Source organism: Methylorubrum subtropicum, from assembly GCF_038442325.1.
Taxonomy (GTDB): domain Bacteria; phylum Pseudomonadota; class Alphaproteobacteria; order Rhizobiales; family Beijerinckiaceae; genus Methylobacterium; species Methylobacterium subtropicum.
Genome location: NZ_JBBXMW010000010.1, coordinates 34,553 through 59,645 on the forward strand (window position 1 = coordinate 34,553; position 25,093 = coordinate 59,645).

Here is a 25,093-nt window from a genome sequence, read left to right on the forward strand (position 1 = left end):
TTTCGCGAAGCGTGCGGGATCGCACGGTGAATCGGGGCCGCTACCAGGGCGCCGGCTCGCCGCTCAGGGCTTCGTAGGGCGGCGGCGGCGCGGTGAGGCGCCGCCCCGCCGCGAGCACGATCCGGTCGGCATGGGGACGCGCGACGACCTCACCGAGGCTGCGCGCGGCCGGCAGGATCAGGTCGGCCGGGCCGCCCTCGCGGATCGTGCCGGCAAAGTCGAGCCCCATGATGGCGCCCGGCACGGGGCCGGCGAGCGCCGGGGCGCGTTCGAGCGGGTGGTCGAGGTGGAGGATGCGCACCGCGGCGCGAAAAGTGTCGAGCATGTCGTGGTCGCCGTAGGCGTAGAAGCCGTCGCGGCAATTGTCGCCCGCGACCGCCACCGGCACGCCCGCCGCCATGAGTTCCTGCACCGGCGCGACACCGCGCCAGCGCGGGGTGCGCCCGCGGGTCCGGTCCTGAAGGTAGAGGTTGACCGTGGGCAGGGTGACGATGCGCAGGCCCGCCTGCGCGACCCGCCGGATCGTGGCGGCGGCCTGTTCCGGCGGCTGAACCGCGAGGCTGCAGCAATGGCCGCAGGTGACGCGGCCCTCGTAGCCGTGCCGGAGCGTGGCGCGGGCCACCGCGTCGAGGGAGGCGGCGGCCGGGTCGCCGGTCTCGTCCACGTGCAGGTCGATGTCGAGGTCGCGGGCGCGGGCCAGGGCGAACAGGCGGTCGAGTTCGGCATCGAGCCCCGCCAGCGCCGCCCCGTGCAGACCCCCGGTGGGGCGGGTGACGCCGCCGAGCAGGCCGCCGGATTCCGCGATCAGGTCGGCGAGCCGCTCGCCGTAGGGCCCGGCATATCCGTCGAGCGGCATCAGCCCTACGCCCTGGAGCGCGATCCGCCCGGCCCAGGCCGCGCGCATCTCGCGGAACACCGCCCAGGTCGTTTCCGCCTGATCGCGTGAGGGGCCGCCCTCCTGGCTGTCGAGATGGGTGCGGATCGCCCCGACGCCGTGGGCCTCGGCGCAGGCGAGCCCGAAGCTCATGCGGCGGCGCAGATCGTCGGCATCCCAGTACCGCGTCCGGTCCGCCCGCGTCGCGTCGAGTGCGCCCGCGAAGTCGCCGTCGGGATTGGGGGTGCGGGCGACCGTGTGCCCCTTGTCGAGATGGGTGTGCACATCGACGAGGCGCGGCCAGACGTGGCGCCCGGCGAGGTCGGCGGCGGGTAGTTCGGCCGGGGCATGCCCCGCCGGCCGCACCGGGCCGAACCGCCCGCCCGCGATCACGAGGTCGAGCAGCGCCGCGCCGTCCGCGTCGCGCTGCGCCCCGTCGGGCACGCCGTCCGTGAGGAAGGCGGCGGGCACGCGCGCGTTGCACAGGCGAAAAACATCGGCCTCGGGCAGGAAGGGTTTGGTCATCCGGGGATCATAGCCCCTGCGCCGTCAATGCGCCTCGGCCGTCTTGGCCTGCCGCACGGCGGCCTCCCGCGCCTCGACCGAACTGCCGAAGCCGTTGAAGAACAGGTTCAGCAGCACCGCCGAGATCGCGGTGAGCAGGATGCCGGATTCGAGCAGCGGATGGAGCGCGTGCGGCATCTGCTTGAAGAAGGCCGGGGCGACGAGCGGGATCATGCCGAAGCCGACCGAGACCGCGACGATGAACAGGTTGTTGCGGTGCCGGCAAAGTCGACCGCGCCGAGGATGCGGGTGCCGGTGGCGCCGACCATGCCGAACATCACGAGCCCGGCCCCGCCGAGCACGCAGGGCGGCACCGCCTCGACCAGCGCCGCGAGCTTCGGGATCAGTCCGAGCCCGAGCATGATGCAGCCGCCGACCACCGTGACCATGCGCGAGCGCACCCCGGTGACGCCGACGAGGCCGATGTTCTGCGAGAACGAGGTGTAGGGGAAGGTGTTGAAGATGCCGCCGACCAGCGTGCCGAGGCCGTCGGCGCGCAGGCCCTTGGTCAGGCGCCGCTCGTCCACCGGGTCGGCGGTGATCTCGGCGAGCGCCAGGAACATGCCGGTCGATTCGATCATCACCACGATCATGACGATGCACAGCGTGATCGCCGAGACGAGGTCGAACCGGGGCCAGCCGAAATGGAACGGCCGGATCACGTCGAACCACGGCGCGGCGCCGACCTTGGCGAGATCGACGAGGCCGAACGCGGCGGCCACGATCATGCCGACGACGATGCCGATGAGCACCGAGGCCGAGTTGACGAAGCCGGTGGCGTAGCGGGTGATGGCCAGGATCGTCACCAGCACGAAGGCGCTGATGCCGAGATAGAGCGGCGCGCCGTAATTCGGGTTGCCGACGCCGCCCGCCGCCCAGTTCACTCCGACCTTCATCAGCGAGATGCCGATGACGAGGATGATCGTGCCGGTGACGACCGGCGGAAACAGCGGCAAGAGCCGCCCGATCATCGGCGCCGCCAGCAGCCCGAACAGGCCGGCGGCGATGACCGAGCCGTAGATCGTCGCGAGCCCGAGGCTCGGGTTGGTGCCCATGGCGATCATCGGCGTGACCGAGGCGAAGGTGACGCCCATCATCACCGGCATGCGGATGCCGATGCCGGGCAGGCCCCAGCTCTGGATCAGGGTGGCGATGCCGCAGGCGAACAGGTCGGCGCTGACCAGGATCGCGATGTCCTCCGGCGACAGCCCGAGCGCCCGCCCGACGATGAGCGGCACCGCGACCGCGCCGGCATACATCACCAGCACGTGCTGGAGGCCGAGCAGCCCGAGCACGGTCGGCGGGACCGGGGCCGTCGCCCCGGCCGCGGAAGGAGACGTCGTCGTCGCTGCACGCTCGCCCATGCACGTACCCCTTCCGTGCCCGCCCTGATCGCAGGGCGGGGCAAGGCATGTGCCAGCTTGTCCGTGCGGGCCAGGGTCGGCGCGCCGGATGTTGTTGTGGACGCGCGGTCCCGGGAACTGAGCCCGGCACAACCTTTGCTGCGCTCGGCCGTTGAACAGGGCTGCCGCCCTTCAAGGATTTCTTTCGTCATGCGCTGTCTCAAGGCCGGGCTCGGGCTCGGCGTCGTCCTCGCGGCCTGGCTCACCGTGGCCGGCTTGTCGGCAGGCGGCCTCGTCGCCACGGCGACGGGGGCTTCGGCCCAGAGCCTGACGCCGCCGGCGGGACAGTCCCGCATCACGGCGCCCGGCGGTCGGCGCGGCAAGGCCGCGCTCCGGCACCGCAAGCGCCACCGGTAACCCGCCTCCCCTCTCCCTGCCTGGAAAGCCCCCGAAGATGTCCGTGAGAACGACCCTCGCGCTCGCCCTCTGTGCCGGCCTCGGCCTGACCGGCGGCGCGCTCGCCCAATCGGTCGGCGCGCCCGCCGGCCAACCCTCCGTGACCGCGCCCGGCGGGACCGAGGGCACGGCCGGCCCGGCCAACGAGCGCCGGGCGATCGAGCGCGGCGACGCCGTCCCGGCCCCGCCCGGCGTCGGCGTGCCGGTCGAGACGCCGCCCCCGCCGGAGGAGCGCAGGCTTCCGCCGCCCCCGCCTCGGCCCTGAAAACGAAAAGCGCCGCCGGAGCCCTCCGGCGGCGTTTCTCGTTCAGCAGCGGCTTACTGCGCCAGCTTGTCGTCGATCCCCTTCACGTACCAGTTCATCCCCAGGATCATCGGGTCGGGGGCGCTCTCGCCCTCCTTCACCGCGACCGTGCCGTCCTGCTTGGTCACCGGGCCCTGGAACGGGTGGATCTTGCCGTCGGCGATGCCCTGCTTGGTCTCCTCGGCCATGGCCTTCACGTCGTCGGGCATGTTGGTGAAGGGCGCGAGCACGACCATGCCGTCCTTGATGCCGCCCCAGGTGTCGTGGCTCTTCCACGTGCCGTCGAGGACGGCCTTGGTCTCGGCGATGACGTAGCCGTTCCAGTCGTCGACGATGGAGGTGAGCTGTGCCTTCGGGGCGAAGCGGAACTGGTCGGAGGACTGGCCGAAGGCGAGCTTGCCGGCCTTCTCCGCCTCCTGCAGGGGGGCGGCCGAGTCGGTGTGCTGGGTGAGGATGTCCGCTCCCTGAGCGAGCAGCGCCTTGGCGGCCTCCGCCTCCTTGCCGGGGTCGAACCACGTGTTCACCCAGACGATCTTGATCTTGATGTTCGGGTTGACCGACTGCGCGCCGAGCATGAACGCGTTGATGCCGCTGACGACTTCGGGAATCGGGAATGAGGCGATGTAGCCGACGGTGCCGGACTTCGACAGCTTGCCGGCGATCTTGCCGCAGATGTAGCGGCCCTCGTAGAACCGGGCCGAGTAGGTCGCGACGTTGTCCGCGCGCTTATAGCCGGTGGCGTGCTCGAACTTCACCTTCGGGAATTTCTTGGCTACCTTCAGCGTCGGCTCCATGAAGCCGAACGAGGTGGTGAAGATCAGTCCGGCGCCGGAGCGGGCGAGCTTTTCGATGGAGCGCTCGCTGTCGGCCTCCGGCACGTTCTCGAGGAAGGTGGTCTCGACCTTGTCGGGCATGGCCTCGGCCAGCGCCTTGCGGCTGAGATCGTGCTGGTAGGAATAGCCGTAATCGGCCACCGGGCCGACATAGACGAAGCCGACCTTGAGCTTGTCGGCGGCGAGCGCCGGGCCGGCGGCGAGCGCGAGGCCCATCGCCGCGCCGGCCCACCGTGTCAGAACCTTACGAACCATCGGATGTCCGCCCCTGTCCGGTGCCGCCCGCGGCCGCTCATCGGCTCGTCGTGACATCGGCACCGGGCGGTCGGGAGCAAGACCAGGGCCAGCCCGGCTCAGTGATGCCCGGCCATGTGCCGGCCGATGGTGCCGGAATCGGCCGTGGCCGCGGGCGTCTCGTAGACGAGGCGCCCCTCGGACATCACCACGATGCGGTCGGACAGCTCCAAAATCTCGTCCAAGTCCTCGCTGATCAGCAGCACGGCGGCGCCCGCGTTGCGGGCCGCGACGATGCGGTTGCGGATCTCGGCGATGGCCGAGAAGTCGAGGCCGAAGCAGGGGTTGACCACGATCAGCAGATCGACCGGGTCGGTCAGTTCGCGGGCCAGCACCGCGCGCTGGACGTTGCCGCCCGACAGCGTGGCGATCGGCGCCTCGGACGAGGCGGTCTTCACCTTGAAGCGGGCGATCAGGTCCTTGGCCCGCCGGCCCATGCCGCGCCGGTCGAGCCAGAAGGTCGGCCGGGCCTCGATATCCTCGCCGCGGCGGTCGAAGGCGCGGAAGGCGAGGTTTTCGGACACCGACATCCGCGGGGCGCAGGCGTTGCGTAAGGGCTCTTCCGGGATGAAGCGCACCCGGTGGCGGCGGCTCTCGGCCCGGCTGCCGCGATAGGGCTCGCCCTGCACCGCGACGCGCCCGCCGGTCGCCCGGATCTGCCCGCCGAGCACGTCGGCGAGTTCCTTCTGGCCGTTGCCCGAAACGCCGGCGATGCCGACGATCTCGCGCCGCCGCACGCGCAGATCGGCGATCTCGATCCGGCGCAGGCCCGACACGTCGGTCGCGGTCACACCCTCCACATGCAGCACGTCGTGGGCCGCCTCCGGCTCGCCGACCCGTGCGGCGAGCGTGCGCACCGTGCGCTCGCCCACCATCATCGCCGCCATGTCGTCGCGCGAGACCGCGCCGACCGTGCCGCCGCCGACGAGGCGCCCGCGCCGCAGCACGCTGAACGAGCGGGCGAAGGCCTCGACCTCGCGGAACTTGTGGCTGATCATCAGCACCGAGAGCGCGCCCGCATCGCACAGGCCGCGCAGCAGCCCCAGCACCTCCTCGGCCTCGTCGGGCGTCAGCACCGAGGTCGGCTCGTCGAGGATCAGGAAGCGGGCTTTCAGGGCGAGCTGCTTGACGATCTCCAGCTTCTGCTTCTCGCCCGCCGCGAGTTCGGCCACCGGCCGGTCGAGATCGAGCCGGAACGGCATCCGCTCCATGAAGGCGGCGAGTTTTTCCCGTTCGCTCTTCCAATCGAGGATCGCGGGGGCGTCGGCCCGGGCGATCACGAGGTTCTCCGCCCCCGTGAGCGAGGGCACCAGGGTGAAGTGCTGGTAGACCATGCCGAGGCCGGCACTTTGCGCGCCCTTCGGCCCGCTGATCTCGGCCTCGCGCCCGTCGATCAGCACCGAGCCGGAGGTCGGCGCGTAGAAGCCCATCACGCATTTGACGAGCGTGGACTTGCCCGCGCCGTTCTCGCCGAGCAGCGCGTGGAAGCCGCCCGGCGGCACGAGGATCGACACGTCGTCGAGCGCGGTGAAGCCGCCGAAGCGCTTGGTCATGCCGACCGTCTCGACGCCGATGGCGCCGTCAGGCCGCGGAGCGGGCGGGGGGATCGTCACCATGGCGCTTACCCGATTACCCGCAGGATCGCCTCGGAGGAGGCGACCGCACCGAACACGCCGCCCTGCATCGTCACCATCTTCAGCGCCGCCGCGTGGTTGCCCGGATCGGTCGCCGCGGTGCCGTCCGAGACGATGACGCATTCGAAGCCGCGGTCGTTGGCCTCGCGCATGGTCGTGTGGACGCAGACATCCGTGGTGATGCCGGTGAGGATCAGGTTGCGGATGCCCCGCGTGGTCAGGATCAGTTCGAGATCGGTGGCGCAGAACGAGCCCTTGCCGGGCTTGTCGATCACCGGCTCGTCGGGACGCGGCGCCAGCTCCGGGATGATCTCCCAGCCCGGCTCACCCCGCACCAGCACCCGCCCGCAGGGGCCGGGATCGCCGATGCCGGCCCCGATCCGGCGCGAGCGCCAGCGCTTGTTCGCCGGCAGGTCGGCGAGGTCCGGCCGGTGCCCCTCGCGGGTGTGGATGACGTGGAAGCCGTTTTTTCGCGCGGCGGCCAGCAGGCGCGAGATCGGCCCGATCGGCGCGCGGGTCAGCGCGAGGTCGTAGCCCATGGCATCGACGTAGCCGCCCTTGCCGCAGAAATCGGTCTGCATGTCGATGATGACGAGCGCGGTGTTGGCCGGGCGCAGGTCGCCGTCGAACGGCCAGGGGTAGGGCTCGGCCTCGACGGTGAGCCCGGCCTCGGGCGCCTCGGCGGTGGGGACGAGGACGGCGCTCATGCGGCCTCCGGTCGGTGGCTTGTCCAAGGGGGTTCGTCGCAGCAATCTTGTCGTGGCGACCCGTTTCTGATGACGGCGCCCGACGGGATCGAGGGCGGAGAGCTACGCTGGAAGGCGGTCGGCACCATGGGCGGCGTCGCGGTGCTCGTGGTCGTCCACACCGTGCGCGAGAGGGACGAGGATGGCAGCGAAATCGAGATCGTCCGCATCATCTCGGCCCGACGTGCCGACCGCACCGAGCGACGCCGCTACGAGCGGGAAACTCGTGAGTTTTGATGTCGATCTGGCGAACCTTCCGCCGCTGACCGAGGTGCAGGAGGCCGAACTCGCCGCGCTCGACGCCCTGCCCGACGACGAGATCGACACCAGCGACATCCCGCCCCTGACGGAGGAGTTCTGGGCCGAGGCCGTGCGCGGAAAATACTACCGGCCGACCCAGACCACGACGACGGTCCACATCGATTCCGACGTGCTGGCGTGGCTGCGCGATCAGGGCCCCGGCTACCAGACGCGCCTCAACGCGATCCTGCGCCGCGAAATGCTCGCGGCGCTGAAGAAGGGCTGAGGCGGCGCTCACTCCGCCGCCTCCCGCCTCGGCCCCTCGCCGTAGACCCGCGTCGGCTCGGGGAAGCCGCAGCCCGTGCCGTCGGTGACCCGCACGGTGTCCTCCCACGGCAGGCGATAGCGGCCCGCGGCGAGGTCGTGCATGTAGGTGTAGGGGCAGTCGCCCGCGCCGCCCTTCACCGCGGTGTAGCCGCGGTGGCCGAGCTGGTAGATGTTGTTCTCGACGCCCCAATGGGCGCGGGCCTCGCGCACGAGGTCGGGGCGCACCTCCGCGGTGATGATCTCGTCGACCCGCCCCGTGGTGCCGTGGGCGATGACGGTGCCGTCGAAGTCGACGATCATCCCCTCGCCCATGGAGTCGAAGCTGCCGTCGGAGCCGCACAGGCAGACGTTGGCCGTCACCATCAGGTTGCAGAAGGCGTTCGACTGGTTGGTGAAGCGCCAGGATTCGCGGATCGGCGCGGTGTAGCCCGCGGTGCGGATCATGATCTCGGCGCCCTTGTAGGCGCATTCGCGCGCCATCTCCGGGAACATGCCGTCGTGGCAGATGATGAGACCCAGTTTGGCCCCCTTCGGCCCCTCGATCACTGGGATGCCGAGATCGCCCGGCTCCCACGGCTCGACCGGCACCCAGGGGTGCATCTTGCGATAGTAGAGCTTCAGCTCCCCCGTATCGTCGATGATCAGGCCGGAATTGTACGGGTTGCCGTGGGGGTTGGCCTCCATGATCGAGAAGCAGCCCCAGATCCGGTGATCGCGGCAGGCCTGCTTGAACGCCGCCACCTCCGGCCCGTCGAGGGAGACCATGATGGCCGGGTTGGTGTCCATCGACAGGCCGTGCAGCGCGTATTCGGGGAACACGACGAGGTCCATCGTGCCGAGATTGGCCCGCGCCTTGCCGACCATCGCGACGATGCGATCCGTCTGCGCCTTGAGATCCGCAGGAGTGACGACCGTCGGCAGCTGGAGCTGCACGAGGCCGATGACGACGCCGTTCGGGGATTTGTTCAGTCCGCCGAGACCGTTCATGCGATGTCCTTACTTGAGCGACAGTTCGCCCGGCGCGCCGGCGAGCGCCCGGTCGGGGGAGGAGGTGGCGATCAGGAGCGCCAGGGTGAGGACGTAGGGGGCGGCGTAGAACAGGTAATAGCCCTGGGAGATGCCGACCGATTGCAGCGCCGGCCCGAGCGCGCCCGCGCCGCCGAACAGGAGCGCGGCGCCGAAGCAGGCGAGCGGGTTCCAGCGGGCGAAGATGACGAGCGCCACCGCCATCAGGCCCTGGCCCGAGGAGATGCCCTCGTTCCACGAGCCCGGATAGTAGAGCGAGAGGTAGGCGCCGCCGATGCCGGCGAGCACCCCGCCCGCCGCGGTGGAGAGCAGCCGCACCCGATCGACGTCGTAGCCCATGGCACGCGCCGCATCCGCGCTGTCGCCGACGACGCGCACGATCAGCCCGGCCTTGGTGTTGCGTAAAGCCCACCACAGGGCGAGGCTGAGCGCGGCGCCGACGAGGAACAGCACGTTGACGCGCAACGCCGCCTGCACCTGCGGCAGGTCGGACCAGAAGCCGAAGGGAATCGCGGGCAGCGGCGGGGCCGAGGGCTGGATGAACGGCTTGCCGAGGAAGAAGGCGAGCCCTGAGCCGAACAGCATCAGGGCGATGCCGACCGCCACGTCATTGACCCGCGGAAACCAGCAGATGAAGCCGTGCAGCAGGCCGAAGACGCCGCCCGCGAGGCCCGCCACCGCGACGCCGGCCCACGGGCTCCCGGTCATCACGGCGGTGGCGTAGGCCGACATCGCGCCGAAGACCAGCGTGCCTTCCAGGCCGAGATTGATCCGCCCCGAGCGCTCGGTCAGCGTCTCGCCGAGGCTGACGAACAGGAACGGCGTCGAGACGCGGATGGCGCCGCCGATCACCGCGAGCAGGACGGTCCAGAGGCCGAGGTCGTCGCTCATGCAGCCTCGCGCTTCTCGGCCCAGAGATGGGGGTTGAACGGCTTGAACCGGCCGTAGAGGGTCTCGCTCGTCAGGACGACGAGGAACAGCAGCCCTTCCAGCACCAGCACGGTCGCGTCGGGCAGCTGCATCCGCCGCTGGATCAGCCCGCTCGACGCCTCGATGCCGCCGAGCAGGAAGGCCACCGGCAGGATCGCCAGCGGGTTCTGGCGCGCCAGGAAGGCGACGAGGATGCCGGTATAGCCGAAGCCCGCATTGAGCGAGGCGTTGGCGTTGCCGTGCACCGCCGTCACCTCGAAGAAGCCGGCGAGCGCCGCGCAGGCGCCGCCGAGCGCGGTGAAGCCGACGACGAGCCGCCCCACGGGCAAGCCCTGGATCTGCGCCGCCCGCACGTTGCCGCCGGCGATGCGGGCGGCGAAGCCCAAGGTCGTGCGCTCGGTGAGGAGATAGGCCAGCAGGCAGGCGAGCACGCCGATGCCGAGGCCCCAATGCACGTCGAGGCCGGGCATCGGGCCGACCGCGAAGGCCTCGCCGATCGGCGGGGTCGAGGGCTTGTTGAGGCTCGCCGGGTCGCGCAGCACCGCCTCGATCATGTGGTTGGCCAGCGCGATGGCGATGTAGGACATCAGCAGGCTGGCGATGGTCTCGTTGACGCCGCGATAGGCCCGCAGCGCCCCGACGCCGCCGATCCAGGCGGCCCCGGCGAGCGCGGCGGCGAGCGCCATCAGCGGCACGGCGAGGAGCGGCGGCGCGCCCTGAAGCGGGATCGCGGCGGCGGCGGCGGCAAGCCCGCCCAGCACGATCGCCCCCTCGCCGCCGATCACCACGAGCCCGAGCCGGGCCGGCAGCGCCACGCAGAGCGCGGCGAACAGCAGGGGGGCGGCCCGCTGAAGGCTGTTCTGCAGGGCGAAGGGCGAGCCGAACCCGCCGCGCCAGACGAGATCGAGGAAGGCGAGCGGGCTCTTTCCCAGCGCCAGCAGGAACAGCGAGAACAGCAGGAAGCCGACGACCACCGCGCCGACGGGAAGCGCCACCACCTCGGCCCGGCGCGCGAGCCACGCCCGGATTTGGAGCGCCGTCGAGGGGCGGTTTTCCGAGAGCGATAGGGCGGGCGCAGTGGTGTCAGCGCTGGTGGACATCGCGTGTCATCGTCGAATTCCTCACCATTGGGCGGGGCAGAAACCGTGCCACTCGTGGTCGATCGCTTCGGTCTGCCGCGCATCCCCTCGCCCCGCTGTGCGGGGAGAGGGCTTCGGCGACCCCGTCGTCGCCGAAGCGAGGCGGCAGCCGAAGGTGAGGGGGCGATTCAGGACGAGCCTCTTCCTGAGCCGCCCCCTCACCGCCGCTCCGCTTCCTTCATGGACGACGAGGTCCATGAAGGCCTCTCCCCGCGTGCGGGGAGAGGGGGGAACCGGCGGCATCCGAGGCGATCAGCCGGACAGGCGGTCAGGCCGAGCCCTTCACGCCCTCGACGAGGTAGTTGGTCTTCTCCAACTCGGCGGCGTTCTCGGCGAGCGCCTTGCCGGAGCCGGCGATCTCGTTGCCCCGGTTGTCCTTGAGCGGGCCCTTGATGATGGCGAAACCGCCCTTCATCATCTCGGCCTTGACCGCGTCGGCGTTCTTGCGCGCCTCCTCGGAGACCGCCGGGCCGTAGGGGCTCATCTTCACGAAGCCGTCGGGCAATCCGCCGCGCAGAAAATTGGGCGGGGCCTTGCCGGCCTGCATGTCGGCGACGAAGCCCTTGTAGATCGAGGCCCAGTTCCACTCGGCGCCGGTGAGGTACTTGCCCTTGGCGAGCGCCGACTGGTCGGCGTGGTAGCCGCAGACGAAGGCACCGCGGCGCGCCGCGGTCTCGACCACGACCTTCGGGCTGTCCACGTGACAGGTGATGACGTCGGCGCCGCCGTCGATCAGGGCGTTGGTCGCCTCCGCCTCCTTGACCGCGAGCGACCATTCGCCGGTGAAGATGACCTGCACGGTGATCGAGGGATCGACGCTGCGGGCGCCGAGCAGGAAGCCGTTGACGTTGTTGAGCACCTGCGGAATGGGCTTGGCCGCGACGAAGCCGAGCTTCTTCGACTTCGAGGCATGCGCCGCGACGATGCCGTTCAGGTACTGCCCTTGCGCGATGTAGCCGAAGTACGAGCCGGCGTTCTTCGGGTTGGCCTCGGTCCAGAGGCCGCCGCAATGGCGGAACTGCACCTTGGGGTTCTTCTTGGCCTCGATCAGCACGTGCGGATCGAAGTAGCCGAACGAGGTCGGGAAGATCAGGCCGGCGCCGTCCAGGTTGATCATGCTCTCCATGGTCTTCTGGACGTCGGTGGTCTCGCGGACGTTCTCCTCCTCGACCACCTGTACACCGGGCAGCGCCTTCAACGCGGCGGCCCCCTGCGCGTGGGCTTGGTTGTAGCCGTAATCGTCCTTCGGGCCGACATAGATGAAGCCGACCGTGAGCGGTGCCGCCGCCCGCGCGCGCCCGAACGGCAGCGTGCCGAGCGAGAGCGCGGCTGCGCCGCCGAGAAGATGTCTGCGGGAGAAGGTTGGAGCTGCCACGCGTTCGGTTCCGTCTCGACTATATCGGCGGGGCCTGTGCAAAAGTCGGACCCAATCCATCCGAGCGGCGCGCCTGAATTGGCGGCAGGGACGATCTTCCCAATTCTCAGTGGAACTTGGACGACGACGTCCGCGGAAGCCTCCGAAACGGCCACGCTTGCACAGTTTCGCGCCACGCTGCGGCCTCAGCGGCTCGGTGTGAACACCTGTCCGAGGGCGGCCGGGCCCGGCGAGCCGCCGCGGCGGCGGCCGAGCGAGAGCAGGACCAGCGCCAGGATGGTGGCGAGGTAGGGCATCGCCGAGAGCAGTTGCCCCGGCAGGCCGAGACCCGCGGCCTGGGCGTGGAGCTGGAGCACGGTCGCCCCGCCGAACAGCAAGGCACCGGCCGCGACCCGGAACGGGCGCCACGAGGCGAAGACGACGAGCGCGAGCGCGATCCAGCCGCGCCCGGCGGTCATCGCGGGCGCCCAGAACGGCGTGTAGGCGAGCGACAGATAGGCGCCGGCCAGCCCCGCGCAGGCGCCGCCGAAGAGAACGGCTAGGAAGCGGACTTTTCGGACTTTGACGCCGAGTGCGTGGGTCGCGGTGTGGTCGTCGCCGACCGCCCGCAGCATCAGGCCGGCGCGCGTGCGCCCGAGGAACCACCACACGCCGACGACCAGCGCCAGGGCGGCGTAGACGAAGGCGTCCTGCCCGAAGAACAGCCGTCCGATGCCGGGCAGATCGGTGAGGCCGGGCAGCGAGAGATGCGGCGCCGGCTCGCGCTTCAGCCCGACATAGGAGGCGCCCACCAGCCCCGAGAGGCCGAGCCCGAGGATGGTCAGCGCCAGCCCGGAGGCGACCTGATTGGCCGCCAACCCCACGGTCAGCACGCCGAACAGCGCGGCGAGCAGCACGCCCGCGCCCGCGCCGCCGAGCGCGCCGAGCCCGGTCGAGCCGGTCTGCATCGCGACCGCGAAGCCCGCGGCGGCGCCCAGCACCATCATGCCCTCGACGCCGAGATTGAGCACGCCCGCGCGCTCGGTGACGAGTTCGCCGATGCCGGCGAGGATCAGGGGCGTGGCCGCCGTCAGCACCGTGACGAGCACCATCTGGACGATGTCGAGGGTCATCGGGCCTCCGGCAGCGCCGTCTTGCCGCCCGGCACGAGGCGGACGTGGCAGCGGGCGATCACGTCGGCGCCGAGCACGAGGCCGAGCAGCAGGCCCTGGAAGGCGCGGGTCAGGTCGAGGGGCAGCTTGAGGTCGATCTGCGCGTTCTCGCCGCCGATGGTGGTGAGCGCGATGACGAAGGCCGCGATCAGGATGCCCGGCGGCGACAGGCGCCCGAGGAAGGCCACGATGATCGCGGTGAAGCCGTAGCCCGGCGAGATCTCGGGCTGGAGCTGGCCGATGCGGCCGGCCACTTCGAGGATGCCGGCGAGCCCCGCCGCCCCGCCGGAGATGGCGAACACCGCGAGCGTCAGCCGGCTTTGCGAGAACCCGGCGAAGCGCGCCGCCCGCGGGCTGGTGCCGACGAGGCGCACCTCGAAGCCGAACAGGGTGCGGGCGAGCACCAGCGCGGCGAGCGCCAGGGCGAGCGCGGCCACCAGCACCCCCGCATGCAGCGACTCGCCCTCCGTCAGGTAGGGAAGCCGGGCGAAGGGGTCGAAACTCACGCTCTGAGGGAAGTTGTAGCCCTTCGGGTCGCGCAGGGGGCCGCGGACCATGTAGTCGAGCAGCAATTGCGCGACGTAGACCAGCATGAGGCTCGTCAGGATTTCCGAGACGCCGAGGCGCACCTTCAGCAGCGCCGGGATCATCGCGTAGGCGAGGCCCGCGAGGGTGCCGGCCACCAGCATCGCGGGCAGGACCCAGAGGGTGAAGCCCTCCATCCCGTGCGCCGCGATGGCGACGATCCCCCCGGCCAGCCCGCCGACGACGTACTGCCCTTCCGCGCCGATGTTCCACAGGCCGGCGCGGTAGCAGAAGGCGAGGCCGGTCGCGATCAGCGCCAGCGGGGCGGCCTTGAGCGCGACCTCCTGGATCGACCACACCTCGCTCAAGGGGGCGACGAAGTAGGTGAGGAAGGCGTCGGACGGCGCGACGCCGAGCGCCGAAACGGCGATCCCGCCGATCATCACCGCGAGCGCGAAGGCCAGCACGGGGGTGAGCGCGTCGAACCAGGGCGAGCGGCGGGCGCGGGGGATCAGGTCAAGACGCATGATTGTCAAGATGCATGGGCCAGCGCCTCCGAGCGGCTCGGCGGGGCCGGGATGGGCTCGCTCGCGCCGCCCATCAGCAGGCCGATGGCGGCGCGGTTCGTCTGCCCGGTCGGCACCGGCGGCGAAAGGGTGCCGTCGTGCAGGACGGCGATGGCGTCGGCGATCTCGAACAGCTCGTCGAGGTCCTGGCTGATGACGAGGACAGCGGCGCCGCGGGCGGCCAGATCGATCACCGCTTGGCGCAGTTGCGCGGCGGCGGCGGCATCGACGCCCCAGGTCGGCTGATTGATGACGAGGATGCCGGGCTCGGCCAGGATTTCCCGCCCGACCACGAACTTCTGCAGGTTGCCGCCCGAGAGCGTGCCGGCGGCCGGATCGGGGCCGGCCTTGCGCACGTCGAAGGCTTCGATCACCCGCCGCGCGAGGTCCTGCGCCGCGCCGAGGCGCAGCAGGCCGAGGCGCGCGAGCGGCGCGGTGGCGTGGCGCGACAGCAGCGCGTTCTCGGACAGGCGCATCGACGGGGCGGCGGCGTGGCCGTTGCGCTCCTCCGGGACGAAGGCGGCGCCTAGGCGCCGCCGAGCGTTGATGCCGCGCCGGCCCACCGCCGCGCCGTCGATCCGCACCGCGTCCGGCCGCGGCGCCAGGGTCTCGCCGGAGAGCGCGGCGAACAGTTCGGCCTGCCCGTTGCCGGCAATGCCGGCGATGCCGAGGATTTCGCCGCCCGCCACGGAGAGCGAGATGTCGCGCAGCGGCGTCGCGTGCAGGCCCGGCGCGGGGAGGTCGAGTTTTTCCAGGCGCAGGCGCTCGCGTCCGCCCGCGGGCGCCGCTTTCGGCGTCACGGCGCGCACCTGCGTGCCGACCATCATCGCGGCGAGCGAGCGGGCGGTCTCGTCCTGCGGGTTGCAGGCGCCGACGACGCGGCCCACCCGCAGGATCGTGGCGCGGGTGCACAGCCGGCGCACCTCGTCGAGGCGGTGCGAGATGTAGAGCAAGGCCCGGCCCTCGTCGCGCAGGCGCTCCAGCACCGTGAACAGCCCCTCCGCCTCGCCCGGCGTCAGCACCGAGGTCGGCTCGTCGAGGATGATTAGCTTCGGGTCCTGGAGAAGGCAGCGCACGATCTCGATGCGCTGGCGCTCGCCCGCCGAGAGCGACCAGACCGGCCGCTCGGGATCGAGATGCAGGCCGTATTCCTGCCCGAGCCGGGCGATGCGCTCGCGCAACGCCCGCCCGCCCAGGGATCTCGGCATGACGAGCGCGATGTTCTCGGCGACCGTCAGGTTCTCGCACAGCGAGAAGTGCTGGAACACCATGCCGATGCCCAGCGCCCGGGCGGCCTCGGGGCTGCCGAGCCGCACGATGTCGCCGCGATGGGTGACGACGCCCTCGCTCGGCTCCAGCAGGCCGTAGAGGATCTTCATCAGGGTCGATTTGCCCGCGCCGTTCTCGCCGAGCAGCGCGTGGATCTCGCCGGCCCTGATCTCCAGATCGACGCCGTCATTGGCCGTAAAGGCGCCGAAGCGCTTCACGATGCCGTAGGCGGCAAAGAGCGGCGTCGGCCCCGATCCGCTCACGTCAGAACACGTGCACGGATATGCCGGCGAGGAACGACTTCTCCTCGGCACCCGGCCCGGCGCCGCCTTGAGCAAAGCCGATGTCCTTGTCGACGCCGAACTTGTTGCGCCAGTACTGGAAGCCGACGAAGGCATCGAGCTTGCCCGGCTGCTTCCAGACCAGCTGGCCGACGTCCAGCACGAGGTTGGTGCGCGACAGGAACTCGACGTTGGTCGGCGCCGTGCCGGGGATGCCGCCGTTGCCCTTCGGCAGGACGATGTTGTTGAAGCCCGCGAGTTTCAGCGGGAAGCCACCGAGGAAGCTGTCGAGCGGGAAGCTGTAGACGATCTCGAATTCGGGGACGGTGTTGAACTCGACGCTGCGGAACGGCTCCGTCACGAGGCCGTTGCGGTTCCACTCCTTGTAGGCGTGCACCGCGACGTTGAGGAAGCCCGCGGGCACATCGACGGCGAAGGAGAGGCCGCCGACCACGTCGCGCTTCATCGGCCCGAACACGGTGTTCTTGGCGTTCATGTCGAAGCCGAAGGACAGCGACACGTCCTTGATCAGGCCGGGATAGGAAAAGAACGTCGCTCCCGTGAGCTTGGTGAGGCTGAGCGTGCCGCGATACAGGCCGTAGGCTTCCGTCGCGCCGTAATCGTAGACCACCGGCAGGCCGCCCGGCCCGTTGGCGGTGCCGGCCGGGTCCTGGCTGCCCGACTTCAGGATGTCGAGCGAGAAGAAGTTGGTGCCGTATTCCCACGCATCCGCATGCGAGATGTTGAGGATGTGCTTGGGGATGTCGCGCCCGGCGAGCGGGTCGGAACTCTTGGTGCTGGGGACGCCCGGCTCGGAAGCCGGGAACGAGTAGCGATAGCTGACCTGCGTGTCGGCGAAGAGGAAGAACGAGACCGGCTTGACCGGCACGGCCTCGACCGGGGCCACGCCCTTGCGCACCTTCTCCATCGCCGGATCGGCCGCCGCCGCCTGTCCGACCAGGGCGAGCGACAGTGCCGCCGCCAATCCCGCTGTGAGCCCCCGAGCCGCCATGGCCGTCCCCTTTTGTCTTTCACAAACCCGTGTGGCGGGCAGCAACCGATATGCCAGGGCAAGCTTGCGCGGCGATGGCGCCCCCGCGCGTCACATAAAGGCAACATATTTTGGCCCAGAGCCGGTCGAGCCGCTGGGACAAGTCGGTCGTCATCACGGTGGGAGACGAATTATCCAGATCACGGCCGGGCCGCACGGCCGAAGATCGGACCTGATCTCGGGTTCCGTCTTTGCCTAATCGGCGCGCATCTGCCTCATCGTCCGGCGCGCGCCGTTCCGGGCGCCTGCCGCTTCGCCACGCATCAGCGGCCGAGGTTCGGGCACGCGTCTTGCGCTCAGGCGAGCGATGACGGCCCCGATCCACCCGGATCGCCGCCCGCGAGACCGAAACCGATGCCCGTCCTCGACGCCGAACCGTCGCCCCTGCCGATCGACCTCGCGACGACGGCGCTGATCGTCATCGACATGCAGCGCGACTTCCTCGAACCCGGCGGCTTCGGCGAGAGCCTCGGCAACGACGTGTCGCTGCTGGCCGCCGCGGTGCCGCCGACGCGGGCGCTGCTGGCCGCCGCGCGGGCGGCCGGCCTCCTCGTGGTGCACACGCGGGAGGGCCACGCCCCCGACCTCTCCGACGCGCCACCGGCCAAGCGCGAGCGCGGGGCGCCGAGCCTGCGGATCGGCGAGCCGGGGCCGATGGGCCGCATCCTGATCCGCGGCGAGCCCGGCCACGACATCGTCGCCGAACTCGCACCCCAGCCGGGCGAGCCGGTGATCGACAAGCCGGGCAAGGGGGCGTTCTACGCCACCGACCTCGGCCCGCTGCTGCAGGAGCGCGGCATCGCCACGCTGATCGTCTGCGGCGTCACCACGGAGGTCTGCGTCCACACCACAGTGCGCGAGGCCAACGACCGCGGCTATCGCTGCGTCGTCGTCTCGGATGCCTGCGCCTCGTACATCCCGGCCTTCCACGAGGCGGGGCTCGCCATGATCAAGGCCCAGGGCGGCATCTTCGGCTGGGTCGCCCCGTCCGCCGCCGTCGCGGCCGCGCTCCGATGACGGCCGAGGCAGGAGACGCAAACCGCATGAGCGACCGCCCCACCGAGCCGGCCTTCGATCCGGACACCTACGCGCAAACCGTGGCCGGCGCCCTCGGGATCGCCCTCGATCCCGCCTGGATCGCCCCGATCACGGCCAACCTGCGGGTGCTGCACGCCGCGGCCGAAACCGTCGGCGCCTTCCCGCTGCCCGACGAGGCCGAGGCCGCGCCGGTGTTCACGGCGTGAGCGCGGTGACGGACTGGAGCACTGCGCCTGCCGCGGACATCGCCGCGGCGTTCGCCGCCGGCGCGGTCACCGCCCGCGCCGTCACGGACGCCGCGCTGGCGCGGATCGCCCGGCTCGACGGGCGCGTGAACGCCTTTACCGACGTGGTCACTGAGCGCGCGCTGGCCCGCGCCGGGGCGCTCGACGCCGCCCGCGCCCGCGGCGCGGCACCGGGCCCGCTCGCGGGCGTGCCGTTCGCGGCCAAGAACCTGTTCGACATCGCCGGCCTGCCGACGCGGGCGGGCGCCCGGATCAACCGGGAACGTGCGCCCGCGACCCATGACGCCGCGCTGATCGCCCGCCTGGAGGCGGCGGGCGCCGTGCTCGTCGGCGGGCTCAACATGGGCGAGTACGCCTACGACTTCACCGGCGAGAACGTCCACGACGGTAATACGCTGAACCCGCACGACTTCGGGCACATGTCCGGCGGCTCGTCGGGCGGGTCGGGCGGGGCCGTCGCCGCCGGCCTCGTGCCGCTGGCGCTCGCCTCCGACACCAACGGCTCGATCCGGGTGCCCTCGGCCTTCTGCGGCTGCTTCGGGCTGAAGCCCACCTACGGGCGGCTCAGCCGCGCCGGCACCTTCCCCTTCGTCGGCAGCCTCGACCATCTCGGGCCGATGGCGCGCACGAGCCTCGACCTCGCGCTCGCCTACGACGCGATGCAGGGCCCGGACGCCGCCGACCCCGCCGCCGCCACCCGCCCGCCCGAGCCGGTCGTGCCGCACCTCGCAAAGGGCGCGACCGGCCTGCGGATCGCCGTGGCGGGCGGCTACTTTTCGCGCGGCGGGGAAGCCGAGGCGTTCGAGGCGGTGGCCCATTGTGCCCGCGCGCTCGGCGTCACCCGCACGGTCGAGATTCCGGAAGCCGCGCGCGCCCGCGCCTCGGCCTACCTGATCACCGCCGCGGAAGGGGCCGCGCTCCATCTCGACCGGCTGCGGAGCCGGGCGCGGGACTTCGATCCGGCGGTGCGCGACCGGCTGATCGCGGGCGCGATGCTGCCCGCCCCCTTCGTCGAGCGGGCGCAGCGCTTCCGCCGCTGGTACCGCGACGCCGTGCTCGCCCTGTTCGAGACGGTGGACGTGATCCTCGCCCCCTCGACGCCGTGCCGGGCGCCGCGTTCGGGTCAGGCGACCTTCGTGCTCGACGGCGTCGAACTGCCGGTGCGGCCGAACATCGGCCTGTTCACGCAGCCGATCTCGTTCATCGGTCTGCCGGTCGCCGCGGTGCCGGTCCGGCTCGATGGCGGCTTGCCGCTCGGGGTGCAGGTCATCGCCGCGCCCTGGCGCGAGGATTTGGCGCTGCGGGTGGCGCATCATCTCGAACGCGAGGGGGTTTCGCTTGCGCCCGTCGCCGCGCTGGAGTCCGCCTGATGGTGATCGACGATCCCGCAGTGAAGGCCGAGGTCGAGGCCGCGTTCGCCCGCTACGAGGCCGCCCTCGTCGGCAACGACGTGGCGACGCTCGAAGCCCTGTTCCACGACGATCCCCGCACGATCCGCTACGGCGCGGGCGAGAACCTCTACGGCATGGACGCAATCCGCGCCTTCCGCCGGGCGCGGGCCCCGCAGGGCCTCGCCCGCACCCTGGAGCGGGCGGTCGTCACCACCTACGGGCCGGATCTGGCCGTCGCCATGACCCTGTTCCGGCGCGAGAGCGCCCCCGGCCGGATCGGACGCCAGAGCCAGACCTGGGTGCGCTTCCCCGACGGCTGGAAGGTCGTGGCCGCCCATGTCAGCGTCATCGACGATCCCGAGTAGCGGAGCGACGCCGCCGTCCGTGGGGCCGGCGATGTCAAAGGCCGAGGGCGAGGCCGTCGCTGCGGGGATCGTGGGCGCCGACGAAGCCGCCGTCGTCCTCGATGCGGATCGCGCCGGGATGGCCGGCGAGCGGGCTCTGCGCGGGGATCGGGCTGATCGCGTGCCCCCGTGCCGCGAGGTCGGCGAATACGGCCTCACCGGCATCGAGTTCGAGCTTCAGGCTGTCGCGGCTGTCGGAAAACGTCTTGCCGAGGAGGAAGCGGGGCCGGGCGAGCGCGGTCAGCGGGTCCATGCGGTAATCGATCAGGCGCGTCAGCACCGCCGCCAGCGTCTGCGGCTGTCCGTCCGCCCCTTGCGTGCCGTAGATCAACCGCGGGCGGCCCTGCTCGAAATACATGCCGGGGTTCAGGGTGTGGAACGGGCGCTTGCCGGGGCGGACCGCGTTGATGTGGGCGGGATCGGCGCTGAAGGCCGCGCCGCGGTTGTGCCAGAGGATGCCGGTGTCGCCGGCCACGACCCCGCTGCCCCAGTCGAAATAGACGGTCTGCAGCAGGCTGACGCAGTTCCCGTCGCGGTCGGCGGCGCCGATGAAGACGGTGTCGCCGGTCTGGTACACGTGCGGCCAGGGCGCGGCCTTCGTCCGGTCGATGCGGCGGGCCTGGGCATCGAGATGGGCGGGCGACAGCAGGCGATCGACCGGGACGTCGGAGAAGTCCGGGTCGGCGATGAAGCGGTTGCGGTCGATGAAGGCGCGTTTCACCGCCTCGACGAGGAGATGGTAGTGGTCGGCGCTGCCCTCCGGCGTCGCCGCCACGTCGAAGCGGTCGAGGATGCCCATGATTTCGAGGGTGGTGAGCCCTTGCGTCGGCGGGCGCAGGCTGACGAGTTCGCCGCCGCGATAGGGCACGCGCAGCGCGCTCTCGTTTCGCGCCCGGCAGCGGGCGAGGTCGTCCGCGGTCAGCGGCGAGCCCGCCTGCTCCAGCCCGCGGGCGATCCGGCGGGCCAACTCACCCTCGTAGAAGTCGCGCCCGCCGTTCTCGGCCAGCATCGTGAGCGAGCGGGCGAGTTCGGGCAGGCGGACGGTCTCGCCGATATCGGGCACGCGGCCCTCGGCGGTGAAGGCCCGCACGACATCGGGCCAACGGCCGATCTCGTTGGCGCGGAAATTCGTCCAGAAGCGCTGCGACGGCGTCATCGGGAAGCCGTCGGTCGCGTGCGCGATGGCGCGCTGGAACAGCCCCTTCCACGATTGGCGCCCGCCCCAGGCCCGCTGGCTATAGGTGAAGGCCTGCTCCCAGGTATCGACGGCCGCCGCCGCGGTGATCGCCGAGCCGGGGCCGCGGGTCGGGATCGGCCGGCCGTCCTGCGCCACCCCCGCCGCCGCCTGGCCGATGCCGGACAGGGTGAAGCAGGCGCCGTTGCGGTCGCTGACGATCATGAAGGCGTCGCCGCCGAGACCGCAGAAATGCGGGTAGGTCACGCAGAGCGTGGCGTTGACGGCAATCGCCGCCTCGATGGCGTTGCCGCCCGCGCGCAGCACCGCGCGCCCGGCTTCGCTGGCGAGTTCGTGCGGGCTCGTCACCATGCCCTCGCGGGAGCGGGCGAGGCCCCCGCGGGTTTCGGCGAACGGACGGGTCGGCATGGTCGAGGCCCCCAGGGCCGCCGCGGAGGTCAGGAGGAGCGCGCGCCGCGACGGGGCCGGCGCTCGATGGGCTTCGCGGCGGTCCATGACGGCTACTCCATGATCCGAGCGGCATGGGCCGCGATGGCGCCGGCGGTGGTGAGCCAGACCGTGTCGCGCTCCGCCGCGATCCGCTCCAGCACCTGGCGCAGCGGGCGCAGGCGGTGCGGCTGGCCGACGATGTAGGGATGGAGCGCGATGCCCATGACGAGGGGCGCCTTGCGCGACTGCTCCAGCATCTCTTCGAAGCCGTCGAGGAGGGAGTCGGCGAAGGCGCGGCCGGTGTCCTTGCGGGCGACGACGGCCGGGATGTCGTTCAACTCCTGCGGATAGGGCACCGAGAGGATGCGCCCGCCGTCGCGGGTCGCGAACCATGTCGGCTGGTCGTCGTGACACCAGTCGAGCAGGTAGCGGTAGCCGGCTTCCGCCAGGAGGTCGGGCGTCACCCGCGACTGCGAGATCCAGGGGCCGAGCCAGCCCGCGGGCGCCTTGCCCTCCTCGCGGGTCAGCACCGCGGTGGCTTCCGCGATCAGCGCGCGCTCCTCCGCTTCCGGCATGTCGCCCTGGCGCTCGGCGTTGGTGCGGCCGTGGCCGACGATCTCGTCGCCGCGGGCCCGGAACGCCTCGATCAGGCCCGGACAATCGCGGTAGATGCGGCTGTTGACCAGGATGCTGGCCGGCAGATCCAGCTCATCGAGCAGGTCGCGCAGGCGCCACGCGCCGACGCGGTTGCCCCAGTCGCGCCACGCGTAGTTCAGCACGTCCGGCTGCGGCCCGCCCGGCGCCAACTCGGCGCCGAGGCCGGAGCCGAAATCGAAGGTCTCGAGGTTCAGGGCGAGGTAGACGGCGAGGCGCTTGCCCTCGGGCCAGTCGTAGACCGGCCGGTCCGGCAGGGCGGAATAGGCGTAGCGGCCATGGCTCGGCGCGGATGTGGTCACGGTCTGAATCTCGGTCCTGTGGTGGATGGAGCGGTTACGCCGCCCCGAGATAGGCCGCCTCCAGGGCGGCGTCCGCCTTCAGTTCGGCCGCGGTGCCCGATGCGGCGACGCGCCCCTGCTCCAGCACGTAGCCCCGATCCGCCACGGTCAGCGCGAGTGCTGCCATCTGATCGACGATCAGGATGGTGGTGCCGGCGTCGCGCAACTCGGCGACGGTGGCGTAGAGGCTGTTGATGATCGCGGGCGCGAGCCCCAGCGAGGGCTCGTCGAGGAGCAGGATGCGCGGGCGCGCCATCATCCCGCGGGCGATGGCGAGCATCTGCTGCTCCCCGCCCGAGAGCAGCCCGGCGCGGCTGCCGGCCCGCTCGCGCAGCCGCGGGAAGCGGTCGAGCAGGGCTTCGACCTCGGCCGGATCGACCCGGCCACCCCGACTCCACGCGCCGAGGCGGATGTTCTCGACCACCGTGAGCTCGGGAAAGACCTGGCGCCCCTCCGGCACCAAAGCGAGGCCGAGCCGGGCGATCCGGTGCGCCGGCAGCGCGGCGATCGGCTGATCCTCCAGCACGATCGAACCCTCGACCGGGCGCAGCAGGCCGGCGAGCGCGCGCATCGCCGTCGACTTGCCGGCCCCGTTCGAGCCCAGCAGCGCCACGGTCTCGCCGGGCCGTACCGCCAGCGCCACGTCGTCGAGGACGGGCGCGGCGCCGTAGCCGGCGGTGAGGCCGTGGGCGGAGAGCACCGCGTCGGCCGGGCCGCTCCAGGGGGCGGCGCGCGGCCGGGCCGGGGTCTCGGCGGCGCCGAGATAGGCCCGCAGCACCGCCGGGTTCCGGCGAATCTCGGCGGGCGTGCCGAGGGCGATGGGGCGGCCGGCATCCATCACGAGGATGCGGTCGGACAGGCCCATCACCAGCGGCATGTCGTGTTCCACGAGGATCACGGCGATGCCGCGGGCCGCGATTCGCCGCAGCAGGCTCCCGAGGCGGTCGGTCTCGGCGCGGGACAGGCCGGCGGCGGGCTCGTCGAGGAGGAGGACGCGGGGTGCGCCGGCCAGCGCGCGGGCGATCTCCACGAGGCGCCGGTCGACATGGGGCAGTTCGGAGGCCGGACGGTCGAGGGGGCCGGCATAGCCGACGAAGGCGAGCAGGGCCGCGGCCTCGTGCCGGTCTTGGGTTTGCGCCCGGCGCAGCAGGCGGCCGGGGGCGCGGGCGAGCGTCACGTTCTCGATCACGCTGAGCGAGCCGAACAGCCGCGTGGTCTGATAGGTGCGGGCGATGCCGGCGCGGGCGATGGTGTGGGCCGGCCGCCCGGCCAGTTCCCGGTCGCCGAAGCGGATGCGGCCCGCGCTCGGCCGGTAGAAGCCCGAGATCATGTTGAGGACGGTGGTCTTGCCCGCCCCGTTCGGGCCGATCACGCTGGTGACGGCGCCGGGCTGGGCTTCGAAGGCGACGCCTTCCGCCGCGCGGATCCCGCCGAAGGCGATGCCGAGGCCCTCGACCGCGAGCCCTTCGCCCTCGCTCCGGTTCAGGAAGGCCGGCGGCTCTGCCCCGGCATCCGCGCGCGCCTGCCCGCCCCGCGGCAGGAGGCGTGCGAGGCTGCCGACGAGGCCGGCGGGCACGAGCCAGAGCACCACCAGCGTCGTCAGGCCGAAGAACAGCAGGCGGTACTCGGCCAGCCCGGCGAGCGCTTCCGGCAGCAGGACCGTCACCAGCGCGCCGAACAGCGGCCCGAGCACGGTGCCGGTGCCCCCGACCACCACGGCCAGCACGAACAGGATCGACTGGGTGAACGGGAACGAACTCGGCGCGATGAACAGCATCAAGGGCGGCAGCACCGCGCCGGCCAACCCGGTGAGTGCTGCCGAGATCGCGAAGGCCGCGGTCTTCACCCGCACCGGATCGAAGCCGAGGGAGGCGGCGGCGACGTCCGCGTCGCGCACGGCGCGCAGCGCCTGGCCGAGGCGGGCGTGGCGCAGGCGGTGGAAGCCGTAGAGGCTCGCGCCCGCCAGGATCACGGCGAGACTCGCGAGGTCGCGCTCGCCGAGCGCCACGCCGAACAGGCTCGGGCCGGTGGCGACCACGAGGCCGTTCTGCCCGCCGGTGAGTTCGCCGCCCTCGATCAGCGCGTGCTCGACGAGGAAGCCGAAGGCGATCGTCACCATGGCGAGATAGGGTCCGCGCACCCGCATCGCCGGCACCGCGAGCGCCGCGCCGACGAGGCCGGAGAGGGCCGCCGCCGCGGGCAGCGCCAGCCAGAAGCTGAACCCCTTGAGCGTCAGGATCGCGCCGGCATAGGCGCCGAGCGCGTAGAACCCGGCATGGCCGAACGAGATCAGGCCGCCGAGGCCCAGCAGGACGTTGAGGCCGGTGCCGGCGAGCACGGTCAGCGCCACCAGCGCGATGACGAAGTGGCTGTAGCCGCTCGTCAGCCCGACGAGGCCGAGGCCGGCCAGCGTCAGGCCCAGGATGGCGAGCGGCATCGCGGCCGGCGCCCGGGGAAGCGCGCGCATG

Annotated in this window: 23 protein-coding genes and 1 pseudogene; 8 read left to right on the forward strand and 16 right to left on the reverse strand. The window is 71.7% G+C overall.

Going from position 1 to position 25,093, the window contains the following annotated elements:
• Positions 1 to 40: 40 nt before the first annotated feature.
• Entirely contained in the window at positions 41 to 1,399 is a 1,359-nt protein-coding gene (locus AAHG03_RS15035; RefSeq protein WP_342151491.1) for a cytosine deaminase, read from the reverse strand.
• A 24-nt stretch (positions 1,400 to 1,423) separates the two neighbouring features.
• Positions 1,424 to 2,802 (reverse strand): annotated as a pseudogene (locus AAHG03_RS15040) (nucleobase:cation symporter-2 family protein).
• Between the two features lie 189 nt (positions 2,803 to 2,991).
• Between AAHG03_RS15040 and AAHG03_RS15045 the strand changes: the two are divergent.
• The gene (locus tag AAHG03_RS15045) at positions 2,992 to 3,198 is read left to right on the forward strand and encodes a hypothetical protein (protein WP_342151492.1); all 207 of its coding nucleotides are present in this window, start codon (positions 2,992 to 2,994) and stop codon (positions 3,196 to 3,198) included.
• 37 nt (positions 3,199 to 3,235) lie between these two features.
• Positions 3,236 to 3,502, forward strand: a complete 267-nt coding sequence (locus tag AAHG03_RS15050; RefSeq protein ID WP_342151493.1) for a hypothetical protein — start codon at positions 3,236 to 3,238, stop codon at positions 3,500 to 3,502.
• 53 nt (positions 3,503 to 3,555) lie between these two features.
• On the opposite strand, the gene AAHG03_RS15055 is transcribed toward AAHG03_RS15050, so the two are convergent.
• The 3 genes from AAHG03_RS15055 to biuH form a co-directional block, all read right to left on the reverse strand.
• Positions 3,556 to 4,629 carry a BMP family ABC transporter substrate-binding protein gene (locus AAHG03_RS15055; protein WP_342151494.1) on the reverse strand — a complete coding sequence of 358 codons (1,074 nt, stop codon included), beginning with the start codon at positions 4,627 to 4,629 and terminating at the stop codon, positions 3,556 to 3,558.
• 98 nt (positions 4,630 to 4,727) lie between these two features.
• Positions 4,728 to 6,284: an ABC transporter ATP-binding protein gene (locus tag AAHG03_RS15060; protein WP_342151495.1), complete on the reverse strand. Its 1,557-nt coding sequence runs from the start codon at positions 6,282 to 6,284 to the stop codon at positions 4,728 to 4,730.
• 5 nt (positions 6,285 to 6,289) lie between these two features.
• A complete protein-coding gene (biuH, locus tag AAHG03_RS15065) occupies positions 6,290 to 7,009 on the reverse strand; it encodes a biuret amidohydrolase (RefSeq protein WP_342151496.1) in 720 nt (239 codons plus the stop codon).
• 66 nt (positions 7,010 to 7,075) lie between these two features.
• Here biuH and AAHG03_RS15070 point away from each other — a divergent pair, with 66 nt between their 5' ends.
• Both AAHG03_RS15070 and AAHG03_RS15075 read left to right on the forward strand, forming a co-directional pair.
• Positions 7,076 to 7,285: a BrnT family toxin gene (locus AAHG03_RS15070; protein ID WP_342151653.1), complete on the forward strand. Its 210-nt coding sequence runs from the start codon at positions 7,076 to 7,078 to the stop codon at positions 7,283 to 7,285.
• The gene (locus tag AAHG03_RS15075; RefSeq protein ID WP_342151497.1) at positions 7,275 to 7,574 is read left to right on the forward strand and encodes a BrnA antitoxin family protein; all 300 of its coding nucleotides are present in this window, start codon (positions 7,275 to 7,277) and stop codon (positions 7,572 to 7,574) included. Before AAHG03_RS15070 ends, AAHG03_RS15075 begins: the two co-directional genes overlap by 11 nt.
• Before the next feature lie 8 nt (positions 7,575 to 7,582).
• Here the strand turns inward: AAHG03_RS15075 and AAHG03_RS15080 are convergent, their stop codons facing one another.
• From AAHG03_RS15080 to AAHG03_RS15115, 8 genes are all read right to left on the reverse strand, one after another.
• On the reverse strand, positions 7,583 to 8,602 hold the full coding sequence (locus AAHG03_RS15080; RefSeq protein ID WP_342151498.1) for a formamidase: 1,020 nt from the start codon (positions 8,600 to 8,602) through the stop codon (positions 7,583 to 7,585).
• Positions 8,603 to 8,611: 9 nt separating this feature from the next.
• A complete protein-coding gene (locus tag AAHG03_RS15085) occupies positions 8,612 to 9,532 on the reverse strand; it encodes an ABC transporter permease (RefSeq protein ID WP_342151499.1) in 921 nt (306 codons plus the stop codon).
• On the reverse strand, positions 9,529 to 10,671 hold the full coding sequence (locus tag AAHG03_RS15090) for an ABC transporter permease (RefSeq protein ID WP_342151500.1): 1,143 nt from the start codon (positions 10,669 to 10,671) through the stop codon (positions 9,529 to 9,531). Before AAHG03_RS15090 ends, AAHG03_RS15085 begins: the two co-directional genes overlap by 4 nt.
• 307 nt (positions 10,672 to 10,978) lie before the next feature.
• On the reverse strand, positions 10,979 to 12,085 hold the full coding sequence (locus AAHG03_RS15095; RefSeq protein ID WP_342151501.1) for a BMP family ABC transporter substrate-binding protein: 1,107 nt from the start codon (positions 12,083 to 12,085) through the stop codon (positions 10,979 to 10,981).
• Positions 12,086 to 12,270: 185 nt separating this feature from the next.
• A complete protein-coding gene (locus AAHG03_RS15100; RefSeq protein ID WP_342151502.1) occupies positions 12,271 to 13,197 on the reverse strand; it encodes an ABC transporter permease in 927 nt (308 codons plus the stop codon).
• Positions 13,194 to 14,288 (reverse strand): ABC transporter permease, encoded by a 1,095-nt coding sequence (locus tag AAHG03_RS15105; RefSeq protein WP_342151503.1) that lies wholly within the window; start codon positions 14,286 to 14,288, stop codon positions 13,194 to 13,196. Before AAHG03_RS15105 ends, AAHG03_RS15100 begins: the two co-directional genes overlap by 4 nt.
• Before the next feature lie 5 nt (positions 14,289 to 14,293).
• Positions 14,294 to 15,859 carry an ABC transporter ATP-binding protein gene (locus tag AAHG03_RS15110; protein WP_342151504.1) on the reverse strand — a complete coding sequence of 522 codons (1,566 nt, stop codon included), beginning with the start codon at positions 15,857 to 15,859 and terminating at the stop codon, positions 14,294 to 14,296.
• A gap of 1 nt (position 15,860) precedes the next feature.
• Positions 15,861 to 16,889, reverse strand: coding sequence for a hypothetical protein (locus AAHG03_RS15115; protein WP_342151505.1), 1,029 nt, complete (start codon positions 16,887 to 16,889; stop codon positions 15,861 to 15,863).
• Between the two features lie 393 nt (positions 16,890 to 17,282).
• On the opposite strand from AAHG03_RS15115, the gene AAHG03_RS15120 reads away from it, so the two are divergent.
• Genes AAHG03_RS15120 through hpxZ form a run of 4 tightly spaced genes read left to right on the forward strand, consistent with a single transcriptional unit; the run spans position 17,283 to position 19,967 of the window.
• Positions 17,283 to 17,945, forward strand: coding sequence for a cysteine hydrolase family protein (locus tag AAHG03_RS15120; protein WP_342151506.1), 663 nt, complete (start codon positions 17,283 to 17,285; stop codon positions 17,943 to 17,945).
• Positions 17,946 to 17,971: 26 nt separating this feature from the next.
• Positions 17,972 to 18,172 carry a DUF4089 domain-containing protein gene (locus AAHG03_RS15125; protein ID WP_342151507.1) on the forward strand — a complete coding sequence of 67 codons (201 nt, stop codon included), beginning with the start codon at positions 17,972 to 17,974 and terminating at the stop codon, positions 18,170 to 18,172.
• Complete coding sequence (locus tag AAHG03_RS15130; RefSeq protein ID WP_342151508.1) at positions 18,169 to 19,581, forward strand: AtzE family amidohydrolase; 1,413 nt, start codon at positions 18,169 to 18,171, stop codon at positions 19,579 to 19,581. Before AAHG03_RS15125 ends, AAHG03_RS15130 begins: the two co-directional genes overlap by 4 nt.
• Positions 19,581 to 19,967 carry an oxalurate catabolism protein HpxZ gene (gene hpxZ / locus AAHG03_RS15135; protein WP_342151509.1) on the forward strand — a complete coding sequence of 129 codons (387 nt, stop codon included), beginning with the start codon at positions 19,581 to 19,583 and terminating at the stop codon, positions 19,965 to 19,967. Before AAHG03_RS15130 ends, hpxZ begins: the two co-directional genes overlap by 1 nt.
• Positions 19,968 to 20,001: 34 nt before the next feature.
• On the opposite strand, the gene AAHG03_RS15140 is transcribed toward hpxZ, so the two are convergent.
• Genes AAHG03_RS15140 through AAHG03_RS15150 form a run of 3 tightly spaced genes read right to left on the reverse strand, consistent with a single transcriptional unit; the run spans position 20,002 to position 25,092 of the window.
• Positions 20,002 to 21,696 carry a gamma-glutamyltransferase family protein gene (locus AAHG03_RS15140; RefSeq protein ID WP_342151510.1) on the reverse strand — a complete coding sequence of 565 codons (1,695 nt, stop codon included), beginning with the start codon at positions 21,694 to 21,696 and terminating at the stop codon, positions 20,002 to 20,004.
• A 5-nt stretch (positions 21,697 to 21,701) separates the two neighbouring features.
• Positions 21,702 to 22,586 carry a polysaccharide deacetylase family protein gene (locus tag AAHG03_RS15145; protein ID WP_342151511.1) on the reverse strand — a complete coding sequence of 295 codons (885 nt, stop codon included), beginning with the start codon at positions 22,584 to 22,586 and terminating at the stop codon, positions 21,702 to 21,704.
• A gap of 34 nt (positions 22,587 to 22,620) precedes the next feature.
• Positions 22,621 to 25,092, reverse strand: a complete 2,472-nt coding sequence (locus tag AAHG03_RS15150) for a branched-chain amino acid ABC transporter ATP-binding protein/permease (protein WP_342151512.1) — start codon at positions 25,090 to 25,092, stop codon at positions 22,621 to 22,623.
• Position 25,093: the final 1 nt, after the last annotated feature.

Bases quoted from the DNA above. Each gene is read 5' to 3' on its own strand.
- AAHG03_RS15055 (WP_342151494.1), bottom strand. From the start codon at position 4,629: ATGGTTCGTAAGGTTCTGACACGGTGGGCCGGCGCGGCGATGGGCCTC.
- AAHG03_RS15085 (WP_342151499.1), bottom strand. From the start codon at position 9,532: ATGAGCGACGACCTCGGCCTCTGGACCGTCCTGCTCGCGGTGATCGGC.
- AAHG03_RS15060 (WP_342151495.1), bottom strand. From the start codon at position 6,284: ATGGTGACGATCCCCCCGCCCGCTCCGCGGCCTGACGGCGCCATCGGC.
- AAHG03_RS15045 (WP_342151492.1), top strand. From the start codon at position 2,992: ATGCGCTGTCTCAAGGCCGGGCTCGGGCTCGGCGTCGTCCTCGCGGCC.
- AAHG03_RS15100 (WP_342151502.1), bottom strand. From the start codon at position 13,197: ATGACCCTCGACATCGTCCAGATGGTGCTCGTCACGGTGCTGACGGCG.
- AAHG03_RS15050 (WP_342151493.1), top strand. From the start codon at position 3,236: ATGTCCGTGAGAACGACCCTCGCGCTCGCCCTCTGTGCCGGCCTCGGC.
- AAHG03_RS15115 (WP_342151505.1), bottom strand. From the start codon at position 16,889: ATGGCGGCTCGGGGGCTCACAGCGGGATTGGCGGCGGCACTGTCGCTC.
- AAHG03_RS15120 (WP_342151506.1), top strand. From the start codon at position 17,283: ATGCCCGTCCTCGACGCCGAACCGTCGCCCCTGCCGATCGACCTCGCG.
- AAHG03_RS15035 (WP_342151491.1), bottom strand. From the start codon at position 1,399: ATGACCAAACCCTTCCTGCCCGAGGCCGATGTTTTTCGCCTGTGCAAC.
- AAHG03_RS15140 (WP_342151510.1), bottom strand. From the start codon at position 21,696: ATGGACCGCCGCGAAGCCCATCGAGCGCCGGCCCCGTCGCGGCGCGCG.
- AAHG03_RS15150 (WP_342151512.1), bottom strand. From the start codon at position 25,092: ATGCGCGCGCTTCCCCGGGCGCCGGCCGCGATGCCGCTCGCCATCCTG.
- AAHG03_RS15090 (WP_342151500.1), bottom strand. From the start codon at position 10,671: ATGTCCACCAGCGCTGACACCACTGCGCCCGCCCTATCGCTCTCGGAA.
- AAHG03_RS15105 (WP_342151503.1), bottom strand. From the start codon at position 14,288: ATGCGTCTTGACCTGATCCCCCGCGCCCGCCGCTCGCCCTGGTTCGAC.
- biuH (WP_342151496.1), bottom strand. From the start codon at position 7,009: ATGAGCGCCGTCCTCGTCCCCACCGCCGAGGCGCCCGAGGCCGGGCTC.
- AAHG03_RS15125 (WP_342151507.1), top strand. From the start codon at position 17,972: ATGAGCGACCGCCCCACCGAGCCGGCCTTCGATCCGGACACCTACGCG.
- hpxZ (WP_342151509.1), top strand. From the start codon at position 19,581: ATGGTGATCGACGATCCCGCAGTGAAGGCCGAGGTCGAGGCCGCGTTC.
- AAHG03_RS15080 (WP_342151498.1), bottom strand. From the start codon at position 8,602: ATGAACGGTCTCGGCGGACTGAACAAATCCCCGAACGGCGTCGTCATC.